This window comes from Spirosoma taeanense (genome assembly GCF_013127955.1).
GTDB lineage: Bacteria > Bacteroidota > Bacteroidia > Cytophagales > Spirosomataceae > Spirosoma > Spirosoma taeanense.
In genome coordinates this window covers 5,204,124-5,223,690 of record NZ_CP053435.1, presented here as the reverse complement: position 1 = coordinate 5,223,690, position 19,567 = coordinate 5,204,124, and the positions used below count along the sequence as shown (strand labels likewise).

Below are 19,567 nucleotides of genomic sequence, written 5' to 3'. Positions count from 1 at the left end.
AACAAAGCCGGGCTAATAGCCCGGCTTTGTTTTAAAGCGTTGAGAAATCAAAACTATCCAGGAAGGCCGTTGTAAACTGGCCCGACTTGAACCCCGGATCGTCCATGAGCTTAATATGGAACGGGATGGTTGTTTTGATTCCTTCAATGACAAATTCCTGAAGCGCCCGTTTCATTCGCGTAATCACTTCTTCCCGCGACTGCCCCGACACAATCAGTTTGGCAATCATCGAGTCGTAATTAGGCGGAATGGTGTACCCAGCGTAGACGTGACTATCCACCCGAACACCGTGCCCACCCGGCATGTGCAGGACCGTAATCTTGCCCGGCGATGGCCGGAAGCCGTTAGCGGGGTCTTCAGCGTTGATGCGGCACTCCATAGCGTAGAGCTTGGGCGTATAGTTCCGGCCCGAAATCTCGGCTCCGGCCGCTACTTTAATCTGCTCTTTAATCAGGTCAAAGTCTGTAACTTCTTCCGTGATGGGGTGCTCTACCTGAATCCGGGTGTTCATCTCCATGAAATAGAACTTCCCGTGTTTGTCGACCAGAAACTCAATTGTTCCCGCGCCTTCATAGCCAATGGCCTGCGCCCCTTTGATGGCCGCTTCGCCCATCTGTTCCCGGATTTCAGGAGAGATGATTGGCGACGGCGTTTCTTCGACCAGTTTCTGGTGCCGGCGCTGAATGGAACAGTCGCGTTCGGATAAGTGGCAGACTTTACCGTACTGATCGCCTACAATCTGGATCTCGATGTGGCGCGGCTCTTCCACGAATTTTTCCAGATACAGACCATCATTGCCAAAGGCGGCACCGGCCTCGGTGCGAGCGTCGTTCCAGGCTTTCTCGAACTCATCTTCCGAACGAATAATCCGCATACCGCGACCACCGCCCCCGGCTGTGGCCTTCACAATGACAGGATAGCCCATCTCGGCGGACAACCTCTTGCCCTGCTCAATTGATTCGAGCAAACCGTCGGAACCCGGAATGACCGGCACGCCAGCCGCCCGCATGGTTGCCTTGGCCGTAGCCTTATCGCCCATGCCGTTGATCTGCTCGGCCGTAGCACCAATAAACTTAATCCCGTAATCAGCGCAAATCTGAGAAAATTCAGCGTTTTCGGACAAAAACCCGTAGCCGGGGTGAATGGCGTCGGCTCCGGTCACTTCGGCGGCCGAGATGATGCTGGGAATACTCAGATACGATTGTTTACTAACCGGAGGGCCAATGCAAACGGCCTCGTCGGCAAAGCGCACATGCAGGCTATCACGGTCGGCCGTCGAGTAAACGGCTACCGTTTTGATCCCCATTTCACGGCACGTCCGGATAATTCGCAGCGCGATCTCTCCCCGGTTAGCGATTAAGATTTTCTTAAACATAATCTAAAGAGAAAAGAGTGAACGAGTGGAAGAATGAAAGGGACGAATGCTGTTTCGCTCTTTCACTCCTCCACTCGTTCACTCTTTAAATTAAATGGGTTCTACCAAAAACAACGGCTGATCGTACTCGACGGGCGTGGCGTTTTCTACCAGCACCTTCACGATGCGGCCCGAAACCTCCGACTCGATTTCGTTGAACAGCTTCATGGCTTCGATGATGCAGACAACCTTACCGGTGCTTACACTGTCGCCAATTTCAACGAACGAAGGCGTGTCGGGGCTCGACGAGCGGTAAAACGTACCGATCATCGGCGACTTGATTGTAATGTAGTTTGACGTTTCGGCTTTGGGCGCAGTTGGTGCTGGCTGAGCCGCCGAGGCTGCCGCCTGAGGAGCCTGGGCCTGTGGCTGAGGAGCCGGAGTTGCCGGAGTCGGAGCGGCCGAAACGGCCGCCACCGGAGAACCCGATCCATAGCGTTTAACGCTGATTTTTAAGTCAGTCGTTTCGATGTTTACCTCATCCAGGCCCGATTGCGAGATGAAGTCGATGAGTTGCTGTATATCTTTCGTGTTCATAAATCAGCTGGTAAGGCTGTCGGTTAATAGGTAACTAAAGAAGTCTGCAAACAGGTTTACTTACCCATTCACTAACACCACCGGTTTACTTAACCCGTTCAACGTAATCACGGGTGCGGGTATCAACCCGAATCTTCTGGCCCGACTCGATAAAGAGTGGTACCATGATTTTTGCACCAGATTCAACTTCTACCCGCTTTTTAGGGCTGTTGGCGGTGTCGCCTTTGATACCCGGCTCGGCGTAGGTCACCTCCAGTTCAACAAACGGCGGCAATTCGCAGGAAAGTGGCGTTTCTGTGTCGGCATTGATAACGATTTCAACTTCCTGGCCTTCTTTCATCAGATCGGCGCCTTCAACGAGTTTTTCGTCGAGGTTGATCTGATCGAACGATTCCTGGTCCATGAAGTTATAGCCCGCTTCGTCCTTGTAAAGGTATTGGAATTTCCGGCGTTCTACCCGTACAGGGTAAATCGTTACGCCTGAGTTGAAAGTATTGTCAATTACCCGGCCTGTGGTCAGACTTTTCAACTTGGTCCGCACGAAAGCCGCGCCTTTACCTGGTTTAACGTGCTGAAACTCGGTAATCTGAAAAAGATCGTTGTTGTAGTTGATGACTAATCCGTTCCGGATGTCTGCGGTCGTTGCCATTGGTCTGAACCTGTACGTACAGGATTTAACAGAGTTTACATGAATTAACTAACTTTCTGTACCCAGTGCCAGGTTTCGGATTAAGAAGAGCCTGTTGCCGAAAACCAGCGTCTGGGTTAGATCAATACGCCCACTTTACATAGGCCGCCCCCCACGTAAAGCCTCCGCCAAAGGCGGCAAGCACCAGATTGTCGCCTTTCTTCAGCTGGGATTCGTAATCGTATAAACAAAGCGGTATGGTAGCCGCGGTGGTATTCCCATACTTATGAATATTCATCATGACCTTATCGGGCTCAAGCCCCATTCGGTTCGCCGTGGCGTCAATAATACGCTTATTTGCCTGATGCGGCACCAGCCACGCCACATCGCTGCCCGTGAGCTGGTTGCGCTCCATGATTTCAGCCGATACGTCGGCCATGTTCTTGACCGCGAATTTAAAGACAGACGGGCCGTCCTGATAAACGTAATGCCAGCGCTTCTCAACGGTTTCGTGGGTGGGTGGGTAACGACTGCCGCCCGCTTTCTGAAACAAATGGTTCTGGCCAACGCCGTCTGACCGAATTATGGAGTCGAGCACGCCATACCCTTCGGTATTCGGTTCGAGCAGAACCGCTCCTGCTCCGTCACCAAACAGTACGCACGTAGTCCGATCCGTATAATCTACAATGGCCGACATCTTATCTGCGCCAACGACGATCACCTTCTGGTATTTTCCGGCTTCAATAAACTGTGTGCCAACCGTCAGCGCATACAGAAAGCCCGAGCAGGCAGCCTGTATATCAAAACTACCAACGTTCCGGATACCAACCATGTCGCAGATCAGATTCGCCGTACAGGGAAATACGTAGTCAGGCGTAGTAGTCGCGCAGATGAGTAAGTCAACTTCTTCGGGCTTCGTGTTCGTTTTCGCCAGTAAACCTTCTACCGCCTTTGCCCCCATATGCGAAGAACCCATTCCTTCGCCTTTGAGGATGTGCCGTTCTTTAATGCCCGTACGGGTTGTAATCCATTCGTCGTTTGTATCGACCATACGTTCCAGCTCCGCGTTGGTCAACACGTAGTCGGGTACGTAACCGTGAATTCCAGTAATGGCAGCTTTACTCATGAGTCGGTGGTGTACATGCCTGTTCGGCACAATCAGTTTGATCACAGGTGCCCGTCTTAGGCCAGGCTCTGTGCAATTTTTGTGTAAGCGTCGGACTCAACCTGTCGGATAGCCAGACGAATCATATTTTTAATTGCCAGGGGCGAAGAAATGCCATGGGCAATGATTACGTTCCCGTTGACGCCCAGAATTGGGCTGCCACCAACGGATTCGTAGTTGGTTTTATCGATGAATTCGTCGCTGATTTTGCGCTTGGCGGCCATAGTATAAAACGACTCCCCCAGTTTAAACATCGTATTACCCGTAAAACCGTCGGTTACAATAACGTCGGCTTTGCCAGCGAAGAAATCACCGCCTTCAATGTTGCCGATAAACTGAATCCGCCGGCTGTCTTTCAGAAGCTGGTGAGCCGCCTGAGCGACTAAAGATCCTTTTTGTTCTTCGGTACCGATGTTCATGAGGGCGACGCGCGGCCGATCAATGCCAAAGGTATACTGCGCGTAAATTGACCCGATTTCGCCAAACTGCGCCAGCATTTCGGGTTTGCAATCGGCATTGGCACCTATATCGAGCATGACGGCATGACCGCCCGTAATCTGCGGCACAAAACCGGCAATGCACGGCCGAAGAATACCCTCGATTGCTTTGATGCTGAACAGCGCTCCGACGTGCATAGCGCCCGTATTACCAGCGCTGCAGAAAGCGTTGACCTGCCCGTCCTTCAAAAGTTTAAACCCAATCCCGATGCTGGAATTGGGTTTCTGCGAGAGCGCCTTTGTGGGGTGCTCGCTCATCTCGATAACATCGTCGGCGTTGACCAGCTCAATGGAAGCGACTGTCTGAGAATCGTACTTTCGTAACAATTCCTTCACGACAGACTGCTTGCCAATTAGCACGATAGTTACATTCTCCGGCAATTCAGCAGCGGCCATCGCAACCCCTTCAACAATCGCTTCGGGAGCGAAATCGCCACCCATTGCGTCCACTGCAATTTTCATTGACTCCGTTTGTTCAATACCTCCCAGGGTATACTGGCTTGTAAAAAAATACGCGTAAAAATAGGGAGGTCACCCGCAATAAAAAAGTATTTCGCGTTCATCTTCAGGAAGACGTCGGCGAAATACTTTAGCTAACTCGGTGACAATTAGGCCGTTTTGGCGTAATTCTCGATAATCATTTGCCCCTTGTAAAACAGGTTGCCCTCGAAAACGTGGGCGTGGTGCCGCTCGTGAACTTCGCCGGTCTGGGCGTCGGTCGAGAGGGTTACGGCCGTAGCCTTATAGTGAGTTCTGCGCTTATCACGCCGGGTGCTGGAGTGGCGTCGTTTGGGATGTGCCATGATTCAGTCTTAGATTGTATGTTGTCTGTTTGTGCCGTTACGGAGCCTGTTAATGACTCTATAGCTGTTTAATTATCACTCAGTTTGCGCAGGGCTGCCCAGCGCGGATCAATAGCTGGCTGATCTTCGGTAGAGTCTTCCGTTTCCGGGTCCGACCGATAAATCAGTTTGCCGTTTGTCTCGTCGTCTGCATCATCTTCGTCCCGAAAGCGGGGGTGAAGCCGCTTCATGGGGAGAGATAAACTGATGAACTCGAAGATGTAGCGGGCTACGTTAATCGTAGCGGTGTTCCGTTCAATGAGTTCGATCTCGTCGCTCAGTTCTTCGTTATGATCGCCGAATTTAAGCAGCATCATCTGCCGCGTATCAACGACTTCGTCGTATTCATCGAGGCTACGGTCGCAAACCTGCTCTACCGTTCCGGTGATGTGAAAATCCAGCCGGATCATCGTTTCGGACTTGTCCAGAGTCAGGTGCGTCTGCACATTACCCTTGCCAATCAAGTCCTGCTCCAGCGCGGCAAAAAACGTGTCGTCCGACGTAAAGTCGTATTCGTAGCGTTTGTTTTCCAGCCCGGCAATGTTGATGTCGTATGCCCGTAATGCGTTCACCTCTTGTTTTCTCTCCAAAATAAGACCGCAAAGGTACGAAACGTTTGTCAATCAGGAAAGTGGTGGGTGAAATAATGAATAAAGTTTGTAAGTTGGGCCAACAGGTCGGTGTAAAAACCTGCCTGCCCAGGCACCTTGCCCAGACAAAGCGGGGCTGATTTTAGAAGACAGTCGTTATTTGCTCCATACCCATGCTGTTAGCTATTCTTACCTTTACCAGTTTCGCGGTGCTCATCCGTATTCTGGCGAATCCGCTTTCAAATGTATTCCAGAAGCAGCTGACGCAGCGGGCCGCTGATCCGTTGTTCGTTATTTCGGCAACGTATGGGTTCCTGACCGTCGCGTGTCTGGCGTTCTGGCCGCAGCTACGGCTTACGGGCCTACCCGTCGCCTTCTGGCAGAGTATGCTGGTCGTCGGGGCGCTGGCCATGTTCGGGAATGTATTTCTGGTTAAGGCGCTGCAGATTGGCGACCTGTCGGTACTCGGACCAATCAACGCCTACAAATCAGTGGTAGGGCTCATTTTTGGCATTTTTTTGCTCAATGAGGTGCCGGGCTGGTGGGGCCTGACAGGCGTAATCTTGATAGTAGTAGGTAGCTATGTCGTCCTGAGTAATGCCCAACAGCATAAACCGTTCTCCTGGACGGTGTTTCAACGACCAGAGGTCAAACTGCGGCTGGCGGCTCTGGTGTTTTCTGCCATTGACGGGACGTTTCTGAAGAAAGCGATTGTGCTGTCAACACCAACAATCGCTTTCTTTTACTGGTGTCTGTTTGGGTTCGGCTTTACGTTAGTCTGGATTCTGCTAACGATGCGCAGCCAGTGGCGGGCGCAAACGAAGCTACTTTTATCCCATAAAATCATCTACTTAGGACTGTTTGTGGCTGTAGGAGTTACGCAGATAGCGAGCAATGTTGCCCTGGCAGGGATGCCCGTTGGTTATGCGTTGGCATTGTTTCAAACGTCGGCGCTGGTAAGCGTTTTGTTCGGTTATCAGTTCTTTAAGGAACGGGGCATTGTCCGTAAGCTGATCGGGGCCAGTATTATGGTTGCCGGAGCGGTTCTGATTACGGTGCTAGGGTAAATGCTCTGTTAAAACAACACTATTTTTAATCGTTAACTTTTCAGTTATGGCTCAGTACCAACTTGTCGAAAAGCACACCATTGAACACCACAATGAGTATTATGAAGTGCGGACGACGCAGACCGACCAGCCCAAGAGTCTGTTTTTTACAACTAACGAAGAAAACCTGGAGGACGTAGCGGCCAATATCATTACGGATCATCTGCCCGAGGCAAAGCACTGGACGGTTATCCCGCACCGGAAAGACCGGGATAATCTGATGTATGACGTGCAGTAAGTTAGTGAGTAGCCTAACCTGCTACTTGTATTTGCTGGCTATTCTATGCCCTTTATCAGTTGCTTATGGAACCTCTCTTTACCACTGCCCGGACTAAGGAGTTAATCCCGCGTATCCGTGAGTTTGTTCTGGATGAGCTTGTGCCGCTCGAAACCCCAGAATACCTGACCGGCAACTTCTCGAAAGTAGCTGCCATCCTGGATCAGAAGCGTGAGCTTGTCAGACGGGCCGGTCTATGGGGTTTGCAGCACAGTAAAAACGAAGACGGACTGGGACTGACGCTGGCGGAGTTCGGGCAGATTAGCGAGGTGCTGGCCTGGTCGCCGTTTGGCCACTACGCTTTCAACTGCCAGGCCCCCGATATTGGCAACATGGAACTGCTGCATAAGCACGCATCCGGGTCGCTTAATCAGCAATACCTGGAACCGTTAAAGGCGGGGCACATCCGGTCGTGCTTCTCAATGACGGAACCGGAATTTGCGGGCTCCAATCCCACGCGGATAGGCACAACGGCTGTTCGGGAAGGCGATGAGTGGGTAATCAATGGCCACAAATGGTTTACCAGTTCAGCCGATGGGGCTGCCTTTGCAGTGGTTATGGCCGTTACGAATCCCGACGCAGCCCCGCACCGCCGGGCCAGTATGATTCTGGTGCCGACCGACACGCCGGGGTTCCAGCGCGTACGGAATATCAGCATCATGGGCGACGGTAGCGACCACTGGGGCAGCCATGCCGAAGTTCGTTATACAAACGTGCGGGTGCCGGTTTCTAACCTGATCGGTGAGGAAGGGCTGGGTTTTGTTCTGGCGCAGGAACGGCTGGGGCCGGGTCGAATTCACCACTGCATGCGCTGGATTGGCATCAGCGAACGCTGCTTCGACCTGATGTGCTATCGGGCGGCCACCCGCGAGATGGAAGATGGCGTAATGCTCGGCGAGAAGCAGTTCGTGCAGGGATGGATTGCCGAAAGCCGGGCGCAGATTGATGCTGCCCGGCTTATGGTATTACGTACAGCTCAGAATATTGATCAGTTCGGGGCTGCTGCCGTGCGGAATCAGATCTCGGCAATCAAATTCTTCGTGGCCGACATCATGCTGAAGGTTGTAGACTGGGCGATCCAGACGTATGGGGCGATGGGTATTACGGATGATCTGCTGCTGGCGTGGTATTACCGGCATGAACGCGGAGCCCGTATCTACGACGGCGCTGATGAGGTACACAAAACGGCGCTGGCGCGGAATATTCTGAAAGGTTACGGGCTGGACGTAAATAAGAACAAGTCGGTAAATAAGCCGATTGCGCAGGCTTAATCCATAAGCGCAGCGACGGGTATTGAGCCTGTTTGCTTCATCTGACATGAATAGTCAACAAGACAGCCCCACTGTTGTCCGTCCCGGCGAAGAACTTAACAAGGCTTCGTTACAAGCCTATTTAAACGATCACGTTCCAAATTTTGGCTCCATTACGAATATCGCGCAGTTTCCGGGCGGCTATTCCAATCTGACGTATCTGCTAAATACTGAAAACCGCGAATACGTGTTGCGTCGGCCGCCGTTCGGGGCGAAAGACATAAAAGGTGGGCACGACATGGGGCGGGAATTTCGGGTGCTGACTATGCTACAGAACGCAGGCTATCGACAAGTTCCGGAGCCGGTCATCTTCTGCGACGACGAATCGGTGATGGGTTGCCCGTTTTACGTCATGGCGCGGGTGCCGGGCGTCATTCTGCGGGCGCAGACGGCTCCTGAACTGAATATTCCCGTCGACGTAATGCGTCGGTTATCTGAAGCGCTGGTCGATAATCTAGTGCGGCTGCATGCTCTGGATATTCAACAAACCGGCCTGATTCAACTGGGAAAACCCGAAGGGTATATTCGCCGACAGGTCGAGGGGTGGCACAAGCGTTACCTGACCGCCCAGACCAACGATGTGCTCGCCATGACCGAACTGGCTCGTTACCTGATGGATGCCATGCCGCCCGAAAATCCGCCAACATTGCTGCACAACGATTTTAAGTATGACAACGTAGTATTGAACCCGGATAACCTGACCGAGATTCGGGCCGTGCTGGACTGGGAAATGTGTACCGTCGGCGATCCGTTGATGGACGTGGGTACGTCGCTTTCGTACTGGGCCGAAGCAGGGGATAATGCATTCCGCCATTCGTTTAACCTGACTCATCTGCCCGGCAACCTGACCCGGCAGGAGTTTGCCCATCGCTACGCCGAAGCCAGCGGCCGCGATGTTTCCAATTTGCTGTATTATTACGTCTTTGGCCTGTTCAAAAATGCTGTTGTCATCCAGCAGATTTACGGCCGATATAAAAAGGGGTTAACCCAGGACCCTCGTTTTGCAGGGTTGCTCACGGGCGTTCAAGTGCTGTCGGCAGCCGGCGTAAAAGCGGTTGAGGCCAATCATATTTAGCCAGATGGAAAATGCTTTTCTGATTATTGATACCCAGTATGACTTCTGCCACCCCGGGGGTGCGTTGTTCGTGCCGGGGGCGGAGCAGGACGTTGAACGAATGGCGGGTCTGATTCGCCGGCACGCTGACCGAATCGACCACATTGTCGTTACGCTCGATACACACCGGCTGCTGGACATTGCGCATCCTCTGTTCTGGCAGGATGCCAACGGAAAGCATCCCGCGCCGTTTACGCGCATCACGGCAGTAGAGGTAGATGAAGGAAAGTGGATACCGCGTTTTTCGGCCGAAAAAGCCCGACAGTATGTTCATGATCTGGAAGCCAACAGTCAGTTCGAGCACTTTATCTGGCCCGAACACTGCCTGATTGGTTCGCGCGGAGCCAGCCTGCACGATACGCTGCTCGATGCGCTCAAAGACTGGTCGCGGCAGCGTGAGCTGGATTACGTAGCGGTTCCCAAAGGGCTACATCCACTCTCAGAACACTTTGGCGTCTTCCGGGCGCAGATCCCCGACCCGGCCGTGCCCGAAACCCAGCTGAATACCGCTCTCATCGCCGATCTGAAGCGATTTGAGAATGTATATCTGATGGGTGAAGCCAAATCCCACTGCGTGGCCAACAGCCTGAAACAGATTCTGGACTATGCGCCCGACCTGTTGCCAAAACTCGTCATTGTGACTGACTGCATGTCTGACGTAACAGATCTTGGCCATCTTGCCGATCCGATTTATGCCGAAGCGCGCTCCCGAATGGTGCGTTTTCAGGAATCCGAAATGGTATTTAGCTGAAAAGCCGTACCTTTTCGACGTTATGGAAAAGACGCTGCCACTGTTCCCACTCAACCTGATCGTTTATCCCGGCGAGGACCTGAACCTGCATATCTTTGAACCACGCTACCGCCAGCTTATCAACGAATGTCTGGAAGAGCAGAAAACATTCGGCATTCCGGCATTCATCAATAACAAGCTGCCCGGCTACGGCACGGAAATGCACGTCACGACCCTGCACAAGCGCTACGACGATGGTCGGATGGATATTAAGTCGAAGGGGCTGACGGTGTTTCGGCTGGTGAATTTTGAAAACCCGGTAGCGGGTAAGCTTTACGCGGGGGGCGAGGTTGAACTAGTGGAGCCCGGCGAGACGTACAGCGCCCATGTTGATGCCCTCACGCAGCGCCTGGAGCAGCTCTACGACCTGTTGCAGATTGAAACCGATTATAATTCCAACAGCGAGAATTTTTCGTATCGTGTGGCGCACAAAGTGGGCTTATCCGTTGAGCAGGAGTATGAACTATTAACCCTTGAGACCGAAGCCGAACGCCAGTTGTTTCTGATTCAGCACCTTAACAATGTCCTCCCCGTTGTTGCCGGTATGGAGCGTACCAAACAACGTATTCGGATGAACGGTCATTTCAAAAATCTCGATCCGCTGAATTTCTGATTCTCCAGCCGGCTTTCACCAAGTCAATCTTTCTCGTCTACCTCCCCAATTTTTTTGGCCCGTTTAGGGAGCTGCTCGGCTAATTGGTGCAGGTTCTTGATGGGTGGCCGCGGCTTTTCGGCCTCACCAATCAGAAATCCGTAAGGCTTCAGCGAATCAACTGAGTCGAAGATCACCTTCAAAATGGCCGTCATTGGTAAGGCCAGAACCAGACCGGGCAAACCCCATACGTTCTCCCATAAAATCAGGACAATGATAGCGGCTAGTGGGTTAATACTGACTTTTGAGCCGACGATGTAAGGCGTAATGAAATTGCCTTCGAGCATCTGCACAAACAGAAATACTCCGATTACTCCCAACGCGATGAACGGATTGTCTTCGGTAACGAGCGCATAGGCGGCTGGCAGAAGCGATCCCAGTGAGATGCCGAAGTAAGGAATCAGCACCAGACAGGCACCAAAGAAGCCAAAGAAAACCGCGTAATCGACGCCTAAAATGAGCAGGCCAACGGTCATCAGGGTGCCAATAATCAGGATAACCAGCACCAGTCCCGCCAAATAGTCCTTCACGACGTTATAAATGCCCTGCAATACACCGTCAATTTTGGATCGGCGCGTATCCTTAAACGCTTTGTAAAAGAAGGACCGAAAAAAGTCGCGGTAGAGCAGGAAGAAAAAAATGAACAGCAGCACCAGAAAAACGTCCGTCAGCGTGCTGGTTGTTGCCAGCAGGGTAGACGTCAGAAGCGTGCCTCCTTCGGCCAGCGCCTGATTCAGGTATTTGTTCACCTGAGCCTGGCGTTTCCGGTCGATGTTAAAATGCTCGTTTGCATAATCCTGAAGCTGGGTCAGGTAGTCATTACCCCGCTGAATCAATTGGGGCACCACTTCGGCGAAGCTGCTGATCTGCATCGACACGGCATACAGAATTCCGACGATAACCGCCAGCGTCAGAATCAGGCATAGCACAATGGCCAGCATCCGCGGTACGCGCCAGTTTTCGAGTCGTTGCGCCAGCGGATACAGCAGCACAGCAAACAAAATCGCAAAAACCAACGGGATCAGCAGACCCTGCAGGGCATGTAAGCCATAAACAATAATAACCAGGGAAAGCAGTACGCAGACGAGTTTAGCGTAGGCGGGGAGTTCTACCTCCGGCGAGCGAGTGTCCATAATAACCGATAAACACCATTGCGGGCTGATTCGTTATCGAATCGGCAGCGTATGCAATTAAGTTTGGCAAATGTCGGTTATGTATGCCATCATTGCCGGGCTATTTTGACAGGTGAGAAAAAAAGACATATTTCTTAAATCTGTCAGTATCAGCCTGAAACCGATGGTAAACTGCGCTCTTAAGCTGTTAAATTTTTGTTAAGTATTAATGCTTCTGACGTAACGTTGCGGATAAGCCGCGTAACTTCGGGCAACTAGAGCCGCAACAGCGGACGGTTATCACCAATCCTGTTTCGTATGAGTGCTGCAAAAGCTGCTCAACCTCAACATCGCATCTTAGTCGTTGATGACGACGCCGACATTGTCGAGATGCTTGAATATAACCTCACCAAAGAAGGCTACGACGTTCGTACGGCCACAGACGGCCGCAAAGCCCTTGAAGTGGCCCGGGCTTACCTGCCCGAATTAGTTGTGCTCGATATTATGATGCCGCACCTGGACGGCATTGAAGCTGGTCGGCAACTGCGCGATATTCCGGAATTACGTCAGACGTACATTCTTTACCTGACGGCCCGTTCGGAAGAATACTCCGAAGTGGCGGCTTTTGATGTCGGCGCCGACGATTATATCACGAAGCCCATTAAACCCCGCGCGCTGATGAGCCGGATTAACGCGCTGTTCCGCCGGGAAGCTCAGAAAGCCGATCCTGGCGAACAGATCACGGCTGCCGATCTGATTATCAATCGTAAAAACTACTCTGTCACACAGGGGGATAAATCGGTGATTCTGCCCAAAAAAGAATTCGAACTGCTGTTTTTTCTGGCGCAGCATCCGAATAAAGTGTTCAGCCGCGAAGAACTGCTTCAGAAAATTTGGGGAGCCGACATTTACGTCCTCGAGCGTACGGTCGACGTTCATATTCGCAAACTCCGCGAGAAAATTGGCGATGCGCATATCCGCACTCTGAAAGGTGTGGGCTATATGTTCACCGACCAGCCTGAATAAGCGAAAGAGAGAGAGCGTGAACGAGCGAATTAATTTTATGGTACGTTTTGTATATGAGCGCCCTAGTCGCTCTTTCACACATTCGCTCATTCACTAAATGTCTTTAAGTCCCCGCATCATTGCGCTTTTGCTGGCGTGTCTGATTTCGGCCCTAACCGTTGCGTTTCTTGCGTTTGTGGATGGCGTTACAAACAGCATGCTGTTTGTGGTGGGTATCTCGTCGTTCGTTGTTTCGTTTTTTCTGGTTCTGTACGCCATTGAACTGCTTGTGTTTCGGGAGGTCAACAAAATGTATAAAACCATTCATAAGCTGAAAATCCGTGACTTTGCCATCTCCCGCAAAACGATTATCAAGAACACCAATCCGTTCAAAAAGCTGAACGACGAGATATTCGTTTACGTCGCTAAAAAGCAGAAGGAAATTGACGAATTAAAGCGGCTGGAACAGTTTAGGCGGGAGTTTCTGGCCGACGTATCGCACGAGCTGAAAACGCCCATTTTTGCCGCTCAGGGCTTTATTCATACGCTGATCGATGGGGCCGTTGATGATGAACACGTTCGCGACAAGTTTCTTTCCAAAGCCGCTAAAAGCCTCGACGGGCTCGATGCTCTGGTAAAGGACCTGGTGGCGCTTTCGCAGCTGGAAACCGGCGAGGTAAAAATGAACTTCGAGCGGGTTGATCTGGCCCATATTACCGAGGAGATTTTTGAGCAGCTGGAAAAGGTTACGTCCGCCAAGCACACATCGCTTCGGCTCAGAACGACTAACCCAGGGCCCGTTTGGGTTAAAGCCGACGCGCAGCGGATCAAACAGGTGATGACCAATCTGATCGAGAATGCCGTGAAGTACGGTAACGAAAACGGGCGGGTTCTGGTAAGTCTGGAAGAAGAAAAAAAACATATTCTCGTATCCGTCCGCGACGACGGTCCCGGCATCCCGCCCGAACACCTGAGCCGGATTTTCGAGCGATTTTACCGGGTAGAAAAAAGCCGCTCCAAAGATCGGGGCGGCACCGGGCTTGGACTAGCTATCGTTAAACATATTCTTAACGCGCACAAGGCTAAGATTACCGTAATGAGCAAGCTGGAAAAAGGAACAACCTTCCGGTTCAAACTTGATAAGATGGACTGATCCGGGGCAAAGCTTTTATCAGATCATGCGTTTCAGGGCAAAGCTGGCGATGATCATCTGGCCATTACGCCGAATCAACAACGACACTTCTTTCCCCTCACCTTTCTGAAGAGCCTTATAAATATCGCTGATTGTTAGGTCTTTAGTGGAGTTGTTGTTAATAAACAGCAACTCGTCGCCTTCCTGCAGCCCCGCCAGATCGGCCGGAGAGCCGGGAATGATTTTGTCAACGTAATAATTACTGAACCGTTCTCCCTGCGCCCGCAGCTCCATGCCGCTCATATCGTGCTCGAAGCTTTCCCGCATGAGCCGCTTAATGGGCTTCATGACCACATACCGGTCGGGGTAGTTGAACGTAACGTTAAATCGCCGGAGCAACTCGCAGCCGACGTTACCCTGGCGTTCGGGCATATCAACCAACTTCATACCAAAAGCTACGCTGTCGGGGAACGACGCCAGAATATTGTCCAGCTCGTAACGACCAAAGCGTACCTTCTGAATGCGGCCCATGCTGCCGTTAATAATGCCATTCAGGCCACGTCCCAGCTGCGCCCGAACCACCTTCTCGGGTAAGGGCATTAATGCTGTGCTCCGCGACCGGTCAAGCAGCAGGGCGTGGCCCGCGCCAGTATCCAGCACCACCCGCAGAGGAAGCGATTTTCCCCCCTCAAAGACCGCCAGGGCATCGGTATAAGCCTTGGTGTCCTGAATGGTAATTGGGTATCGGTCGCCTTTATTTTTTTTGTACCGGTACCGCTCCGCTTTCATGAGCGTGATTTCCCGACGCTGAAAATCGACGTTCACAACGAAGTTGGCGAAGATTTCATAGCCAAAAATGCCATGAATAGGTGTGCCAACGTATTCCGACAGTTTCAGAATATCCTCGTCGAGAATAACAATGTTGTGATGCGCAGCCCGCAGGCCGCCCATACTTAGCTGGTTATTAACCGAAACGGAAGCTGTCAGATTATTGCCTTCGCCAGCGCCGTTTATTTTTACCTTACGGGTGAGCGTAAGGGGATGCTTCTGAAGGACTTTCGGATCGGTAATGATCGTATTGCTGACGCCCGTGTCCAGAATGAACTGTAACGTATCGGAGTCATTGATCTGCACCGGCACGATAATCAGGTTGGAATGGAGCTGAAATGGGATGCGTGTCCAGGTACGGTTGCCCGCCAGAAAAAAACCATACCGTTCCCGGTCAGGCGTAGGTTTTTTGTCATCTCCCCGCGTGGCCAGAACCATGCTTAATAGCCCGATTATCAGAACCAGCGTTTTCATGCCGAGTATTTGCTACATTGAAATTACGTATTTTTTACCAGAATAACACAAAAAATAAAGGGTGAGTTTATTGACTAAACAAATCGGATTGAACATTTACCAAAATTTAGCGGCAAACCGAGCCGGGTGTTCGGCTGAAAAGCCCTAATTTCGCCCGCAATTGACAAACAATCAGGGTGTTTGTTTGATTCGATTACCTGGGTTTAGACCACATTATTAATCTGTTATGCGTAAAAAAATCGTTGCTGGCAACTGGAAAATGAATAAGACTTTCGAGGAAGCCAAGGCCTTGCTTTCGGAAGTCGTCAATATGGTTAAAGACGAAGTCACAGGTGACGTCGAGGTGGTGCTTTGCCCACCGATGGTTTATCTGACGACATCGCGCCAGTACATTACGCCGGGCGGACGAGTTTCGCTTGGTGCCCAGAACTGCCACGAGAAAGCGTCCGGCGCTTACACAGGCGAAGTATCAGCACCCATGCTTCAATCGATCGGTGTCGAGTACGTAATTCTGGGGCATAGCGAACGCCGTCAGTATTTTGAAGAAACCAACGCTCAGCTGGCTGAGAAGGTAAACATCGTGCTCGAACATGGTTTAAAGCCGATTTTCTGCTGTGGCGAATCGCGCGACCTCCGCGAGAATGGCGATTACATGGGTTATGTAAAAAATCAGATCACCGAAAGCCTGTTTCACCTGTCGGCTGATCAGTTTGCCAATGTTGTCATTGCCTACGAACCCATCTGGGCAATCGGGACTGGCCTGACGGCATCATCGGCGCAGGCGCAGGACATGCATTTCGAGTTGCGCCGGCATATTGCCGGTCAGTACGGCGATGCCGTTGCGCAGGATACCACGATTTTATACGGTGGGAGTGCAAACGAGAAAAACGCAGCTGAGCTGTTTGCTCAACCCGACGTAGACGGCGGGTTGATCGGCGGAGCTTCACTCAAGTCGCGCGAGTTCACCAACGTAATCAAAGCAAGACAATAACGAGAACGTTGCCCAATCGGCTGTGTCAATCAGAATATTGGTTGGCATAGCCGGTTGCAATTCTGTACTCCATGACGGCTCAGGATTTTATTCAATCCCTCCATCTTCAGCCCCATCCCGAGGGGGGATATTTTGCCGAAACGTATCGTTCTGCCGGGACAATTCCGCAAGAGGCTCTGCCCGATCGGTTTAGCGGAGCCCGGACGTTCGGAACGGCGATTTACTTCCTGCTCGAACGTCACCATATATCAGCGCTGCACCGGATTCAGGCCGACGAGATCTGGCATTTTTACGCCGGTGGGCCACTGAATGTGTTTGTAATCAACCCAGATGCTACACTGACTGTAATCCGTTTAGGCTCCAATCCGGGCAACGAGGAGGTCTTTCAGGCAGTTGTTCCGGCGGGGTGCTGGTTTGGCTCGAAACCCGCTACTGAGTCTGAAAGCCCTGGGTTTTCGCTGGTGGGCTGCACAGTAGCACCCGGTTTCGATTTCGCTGATTTTGAAATGGCTGATCGAACGGCTTTGCTGACGGAATTCCCTCAGCATCGACCGGTAATCGAGATGCTGACTGCGCCGGGCTCTATGTGACCTTGATGGGTTACCGGCGATCAATCAAGGCCACATAGAATTTGGGGTTGCCCGCGCTGTTCGTGCTACTGGAATTTTACGTTTCCAAACTTCGATACGACCTTCACCTTGGTGCCGGCACCGCGCCCCACTTTACCAACATACTGCTTGGTCAGACGCGGGCCCCGGCTGTTGTCATCGATGGGCTGGGTTGTAAAGTGCATCATTGGTCCCGACGGATAGTTGAAGTCGCCATAGCTGACTGTTACGTCAAAATCGCAGTCCTTATCGCTGTCGATGGGTAGCGCTACTGACGAATAGTTGGCCAGGATATCTATATTATCAGCAGTTTTGGGAAGCTGATCGATCCGGAAGCCGCCCGAAAAATTCAGTTTTATATCTCCGGATTCGCGCAGTTTACCAATTTGAGCGCCGGAGTAGTTAATGTTGGCGTTGAGTTTACCCACCTCGCCAATCCGCATTTTACCGAATTTGTTAACCAGCGTCAGCACATTGGCTCTGTCGAGATTAAGGTGACCGTAGGCCACGTCTACCTTGGCCGACTCAAGCGCCCGGATATCGGCTTTTCCATACGCTACGTCAATATCATTCTGGCGATTGGTGAGGTCTTCGGCGCTAAAATTACCGTATCGGCTATAGATGGTCAGCGGAGCGTGAAACGCTGGAATGTTGGTGTTGCCAAACTTGTTGCGGACGGTTAAGGCGTTCTGTTTGGGCATCATCACATCGTAGTTGATCTTGACGAAGTTTCGCTCACCGTCGTTCTTCCATTTGCCCATACTCCAGTTTGATACAGTATTCTGGCTAAAATTCGTGCGGACCAGAATCTGGTTGCCCGTTCGTTTTTCTTCGATGGAAACCGCATCCATGAACCGTTGTACCCGTTCGTCGGAATCTGAGTTGGCCACAATTGTGATCTGAATCCGAATCTCACTCTTATCCCACAGCCCCACCGTTACCTGCCCGAACTGATTGTCAACGACCAGGTTATCATTATTGTCCACATCGAACATTTTGATAATGGTCTTTTTCTTTTCAACCATGCCGACCTCAGTCGGTTGCTCGGCCCACGTCAGCAGGGGCAGCAGGCACAGCAATAGACTACACAGGAATTTCATTGGTTTGTTGTTTAATGCGCTGAATGACGCGTAACTGTTCGTTAAGCAGGTTTATCTGAATCTGCAGGTTCTGAATCATGGCCTGAATCAGCACTTCCTGATTCGGATTCTTTGGCAGATCGGCTTTCAGGGATTGATAGGAGCGTTCGAGCCGGTCTAAATCCGTCGCGAACTGCTGATACAGAGCCGGATTATCTTCCGTCATCTGTTTCAATTCGGCGCGTTTGTCATCAATTAGTCGGGTATATTGCACAACCTCCTTTGCATAGGCCGGGCTGGCCGCCAGAACCTCCGGCTGGCGCGTTACGCCATACTGATAATTCATGTACAGGAAACTACCCGCCAGCAGCAGAACCGCAACGGAAGCCGCAACGCGCCAGTCCAGGCTTGGCCAGCCAATCTGCAGGCCACCCAGGCGGGAGTTGGTTTTATGAATCTGCCTGAACGGCGACGTATTCGTTCGCTGGTCGGCTGGTTTTTGCTGCTCCAGGCCAGCTTCTATTTTCTGCCATAGGCTTCCGGGTGGCTCCCGGTCGTCGAAGGCTTCGCGGTTGTCGCGGATGAAGCGTTCCAGATTATCTTTTTTCATTGGTTTTGTTGTTTATGTTAATAACTCCAGCAACCGTTTTTTTCCTCGTAAATACTGCGTTCGTGAGGTTGTTTCGCTGATGTTGAGCACGTTGCCGATTTCTTCGTGATCGTAGCCCTCAAACAGATACAACGACAACACAACGCGGTAGCCTTCGGGCAGTTGCTGCATAGCCCGCCGAACCCGTTCCACCTCCAACTGAACCCCGTCTTCGTCGTAAGGCTCGGAATCGGCGAAATCGGGGCCATCGTCTTCACCAAAATGGTGCGCTTCGATGTTCACCAGTTCGAGCCGTCGGCTGCGCAGGTGATTGATGGCCCGGTTCACCACGATCTGCTTGAGCCAGGCTCCAAACGTACTCTGGCCCCGAAACGTACCGATGTGGTTAAAGGCGTCAATAAAGGCTTCCTGCAATACGTCTTCCGCTTCGGCCTCGTGGTTGACAATCCGCAGGCAGACGTTATACATCGCTTTAACGTACTGCTGATACAGCTCATACTGCGCCCGTCGCTCGCCCTGTTGGCAGCGTTTGACCAGATCAGCATGGCGGTCCGGGTACGGTTTGGAATCTAACAGGTTCAGCTTATCGGGATGGTTTAGGTGTTAGTCGAAAGAAAGACGCAGAAAAATAAGGGATGTTGCACGCAGTTTTAAAAATTGGGCAAATCAATAAATATATCCCCCACAATTACACTAAAAATTTCTGGTTAATCGTTAGCGGGCCTCTTGCCGGGGTTAGGGGTAATCTGCCCTATCCCAACCAAATTTTTTCGTACTTTTACTTGTTATAAAGGGATAGAAGCGAG

The 19,567-nt window shown here is 51.6% G+C and carries 22 protein-coding genes; 10 read left to right on the top strand and 12 right to left on the bottom strand.

Going from position 1 to position 19,567, the window contains the following annotated elements; all coding sequences use genetic code 11:
- Window positions 1–31: 31 nt before the first annotated feature.
- The 7 genes from accC to HNV11_RS21655 all read right to left on the bottom strand — a co-directional run bounded on the left by accC (window position 32) and on the right by HNV11_RS21655 (window position 5,655).
- Window positions 32–1,375, bottom strand: a complete 1,344-nt coding sequence (gene accC / locus HNV11_RS21685) for an acetyl-CoA carboxylase biotin carboxylase subunit (protein ID WP_171741657.1) — start codon at window positions 1,373–1,375, stop codon at window positions 32–34.
- 90 nt (window positions 1,376–1,465) lie between these two features.
- A complete protein-coding gene (gene accB / locus HNV11_RS21680; protein WP_171741656.1) occupies window positions 1,466–1,951 on the bottom strand; it encodes an acetyl-CoA carboxylase biotin carboxyl carrier protein in 486 nt (161 codons plus the stop codon).
- An 85-nt stretch (window positions 1,952–2,036) separates the two neighbouring features.
- Window positions 2,037–2,600, bottom strand: a complete 564-nt coding sequence (gene efp, locus HNV11_RS21675; protein WP_171741655.1) for an elongation factor P — start codon at window positions 2,598–2,600, stop codon at window positions 2,037–2,039.
- A 121-nt stretch (window positions 2,601–2,721) separates the two neighbouring features.
- Complete coding sequence (locus HNV11_RS21670) at window positions 2,722–3,705, bottom strand: beta-ketoacyl-ACP synthase III (RefSeq protein ID WP_171741654.1); 984 nt, start codon at window positions 3,703–3,705, stop codon at window positions 2,722–2,724.
- Window positions 3,706–3,761: 56 nt separating this feature from the next.
- Window positions 3,762–4,703 (bottom strand): phosphate acyltransferase PlsX, encoded by a 942-nt coding sequence (gene plsX, locus HNV11_RS21665; protein ID WP_171741653.1) that lies wholly within the window; start codon window positions 4,701–4,703, stop codon window positions 3,762–3,764.
- 146 nt (window positions 4,704–4,849) lie between these two features.
- Window positions 4,850–5,044 (bottom strand): 50S ribosomal protein L32, encoded by a 195-nt coding sequence (rpmF, locus tag HNV11_RS21660; protein ID WP_077923042.1) that lies wholly within the window; start codon window positions 5,042–5,044, stop codon window positions 4,850–4,852.
- Window positions 5,045–5,112: 68 nt separating this feature from the next.
- Window positions 5,113–5,655 (bottom strand): YceD family protein, encoded by a 543-nt coding sequence (locus HNV11_RS21655; RefSeq protein ID WP_171742277.1) that lies wholly within the window; start codon window positions 5,653–5,655, stop codon window positions 5,113–5,115.
- 191 nt (window positions 5,656–5,846) lie between these two features.
- Here HNV11_RS21655 and HNV11_RS21650 point away from each other — a divergent pair, with 191 nt between their 5' ends.
- The 6 genes from HNV11_RS21650 to HNV11_RS21625 all read left to right on the top strand — a co-directional run bounded on the left by HNV11_RS21650 (window position 5,847) and on the right by HNV11_RS21625 (window position 10,883).
- Window positions 5,847–6,740 carry a DMT family transporter gene (locus HNV11_RS21650; protein WP_171741652.1) on the top strand — a complete coding sequence of 298 codons (894 nt, stop codon included), beginning with the start codon at window positions 5,847–5,849 and terminating at the stop codon, window positions 6,738–6,740.
- 46 nt (window positions 6,741–6,786) lie between these two features.
- Window positions 6,787–7,017: a hypothetical protein gene (locus tag HNV11_RS21645; RefSeq protein ID WP_171741651.1), complete on the top strand. Its 231-nt coding sequence runs from the start codon at window positions 6,787–6,789 to the stop codon at window positions 7,015–7,017.
- Between the two features lie 65 nt (window positions 7,018–7,082).
- Window positions 7,083–8,327 carry an acyl-CoA dehydrogenase family protein gene (locus HNV11_RS21640; protein WP_171741650.1) on the top strand — a complete coding sequence of 415 codons (1,245 nt, stop codon included), beginning with the start codon at window positions 7,083–7,085 and terminating at the stop codon, window positions 8,325–8,327.
- Between the two features lie 46 nt (window positions 8,328–8,373).
- Window positions 8,374–9,441, top strand: a complete 1,068-nt coding sequence (locus tag HNV11_RS21635) for a phosphotransferase family protein (RefSeq protein ID WP_171741649.1) — start codon at window positions 8,374–8,376, stop codon at window positions 9,439–9,441.
- Window positions 9,442–9,445: 4 nt separating this feature from the next.
- Complete coding sequence (locus HNV11_RS21630) at window positions 9,446–10,231, top strand: cysteine hydrolase family protein (RefSeq protein WP_171741648.1); 786 nt, start codon at window positions 9,446–9,448, stop codon at window positions 10,229–10,231.
- A 22-nt stretch (window positions 10,232–10,253) separates the two neighbouring features.
- Complete coding sequence (locus HNV11_RS21625; RefSeq protein WP_171741647.1) at window positions 10,254–10,883, top strand: LON peptidase substrate-binding domain-containing protein; 630 nt, start codon at window positions 10,254–10,256, stop codon at window positions 10,881–10,883.
- 23 nt (window positions 10,884–10,906) lie between these two features.
- Here the strand turns inward: HNV11_RS21625 and HNV11_RS21620 are convergent, their stop codons facing one another.
- A complete protein-coding gene (locus HNV11_RS21620; RefSeq protein ID WP_171741646.1) occupies window positions 10,907–12,055 on the bottom strand; it encodes an AI-2E family transporter in 1,149 nt (382 codons plus the stop codon).
- Window positions 12,056–12,352: 297 nt separating this feature from the next.
- Between HNV11_RS21620 and HNV11_RS21615 the strand changes: the two genes are divergently transcribed.
- Window positions 12,353–13,060, top strand: a complete 708-nt coding sequence (locus HNV11_RS21615; protein ID WP_171741645.1) for a response regulator transcription factor — start codon at window positions 12,353–12,355, stop codon at window positions 13,058–13,060.
- 97 nt (window positions 13,061–13,157) lie between these two features.
- Window positions 13,158–14,192, top strand: a complete 1,035-nt coding sequence (locus HNV11_RS21610; RefSeq protein ID WP_171741644.1) for a sensor histidine kinase — start codon at window positions 13,158–13,160, stop codon at window positions 14,190–14,192.
- Window positions 14,193–14,210: 18 nt separating this feature from the next.
- On the opposite strand, the gene HNV11_RS21605 is transcribed toward HNV11_RS21610, so the two are convergent.
- A complete protein-coding gene (locus HNV11_RS21605) occupies window positions 14,211–15,473 on the bottom strand; it encodes an aspartyl protease family protein (RefSeq protein WP_171741643.1) in 1,263 nt (420 codons plus the stop codon).
- 226 nt (window positions 15,474–15,699) lie between these two features.
- On the opposite strand from HNV11_RS21605, the gene tpiA reads away from it, so the two are divergent.
- Together tpiA and HNV11_RS21595 are read left to right on the top strand one after the other, a co-directional pair.
- Window positions 15,700–16,464, top strand: coding sequence for a triose-phosphate isomerase (gene tpiA / locus HNV11_RS21600; protein WP_171741642.1), 765 nt, complete (start codon window positions 15,700–15,702; stop codon window positions 16,462–16,464).
- A 71-nt stretch (window positions 16,465–16,535) separates the two neighbouring features.
- Window positions 16,536–17,054 carry a cupin domain-containing protein gene (locus HNV11_RS21595; protein ID WP_171741641.1) on the top strand — a complete coding sequence of 173 codons (519 nt, stop codon included), beginning with the start codon at window positions 16,536–16,538 and terminating at the stop codon, window positions 17,052–17,054.
- Between the two features lie 65 nt (window positions 17,055–17,119).
- Here the strand turns inward: HNV11_RS21595 and HNV11_RS21590 are convergent, their stop codons facing one another.
- From HNV11_RS21590 to HNV11_RS21580, 3 genes are read right to left on the bottom strand one after another with little or no spacing between them, the layout of a single operon-like run.
- A complete protein-coding gene (locus HNV11_RS21590) occupies window positions 17,120–18,172 on the bottom strand; it encodes a DUF4097 family beta strand repeat-containing protein (protein WP_171741640.1) in 1,053 nt (350 codons plus the stop codon).
- Window positions 18,156–18,761, bottom strand: a complete 606-nt coding sequence (locus tag HNV11_RS21585; protein WP_171741639.1) for a hypothetical protein — start codon at window positions 18,759–18,761, stop codon at window positions 18,156–18,158. The genes HNV11_RS21590 and HNV11_RS21585 overlap by 17 nt, the downstream gene beginning before the upstream one ends.
- Window positions 18,762–18,773: 12 nt before the next feature.
- Window positions 18,774–19,337: an RNA polymerase sigma factor gene (locus HNV11_RS21580; protein ID WP_171742276.1), complete on the bottom strand. Its 564-nt coding sequence runs from the start codon at window positions 19,335–19,337 to the stop codon at window positions 18,774–18,776.
- Window positions 19,338–19,567 lie beyond the last annotated feature (230 nt).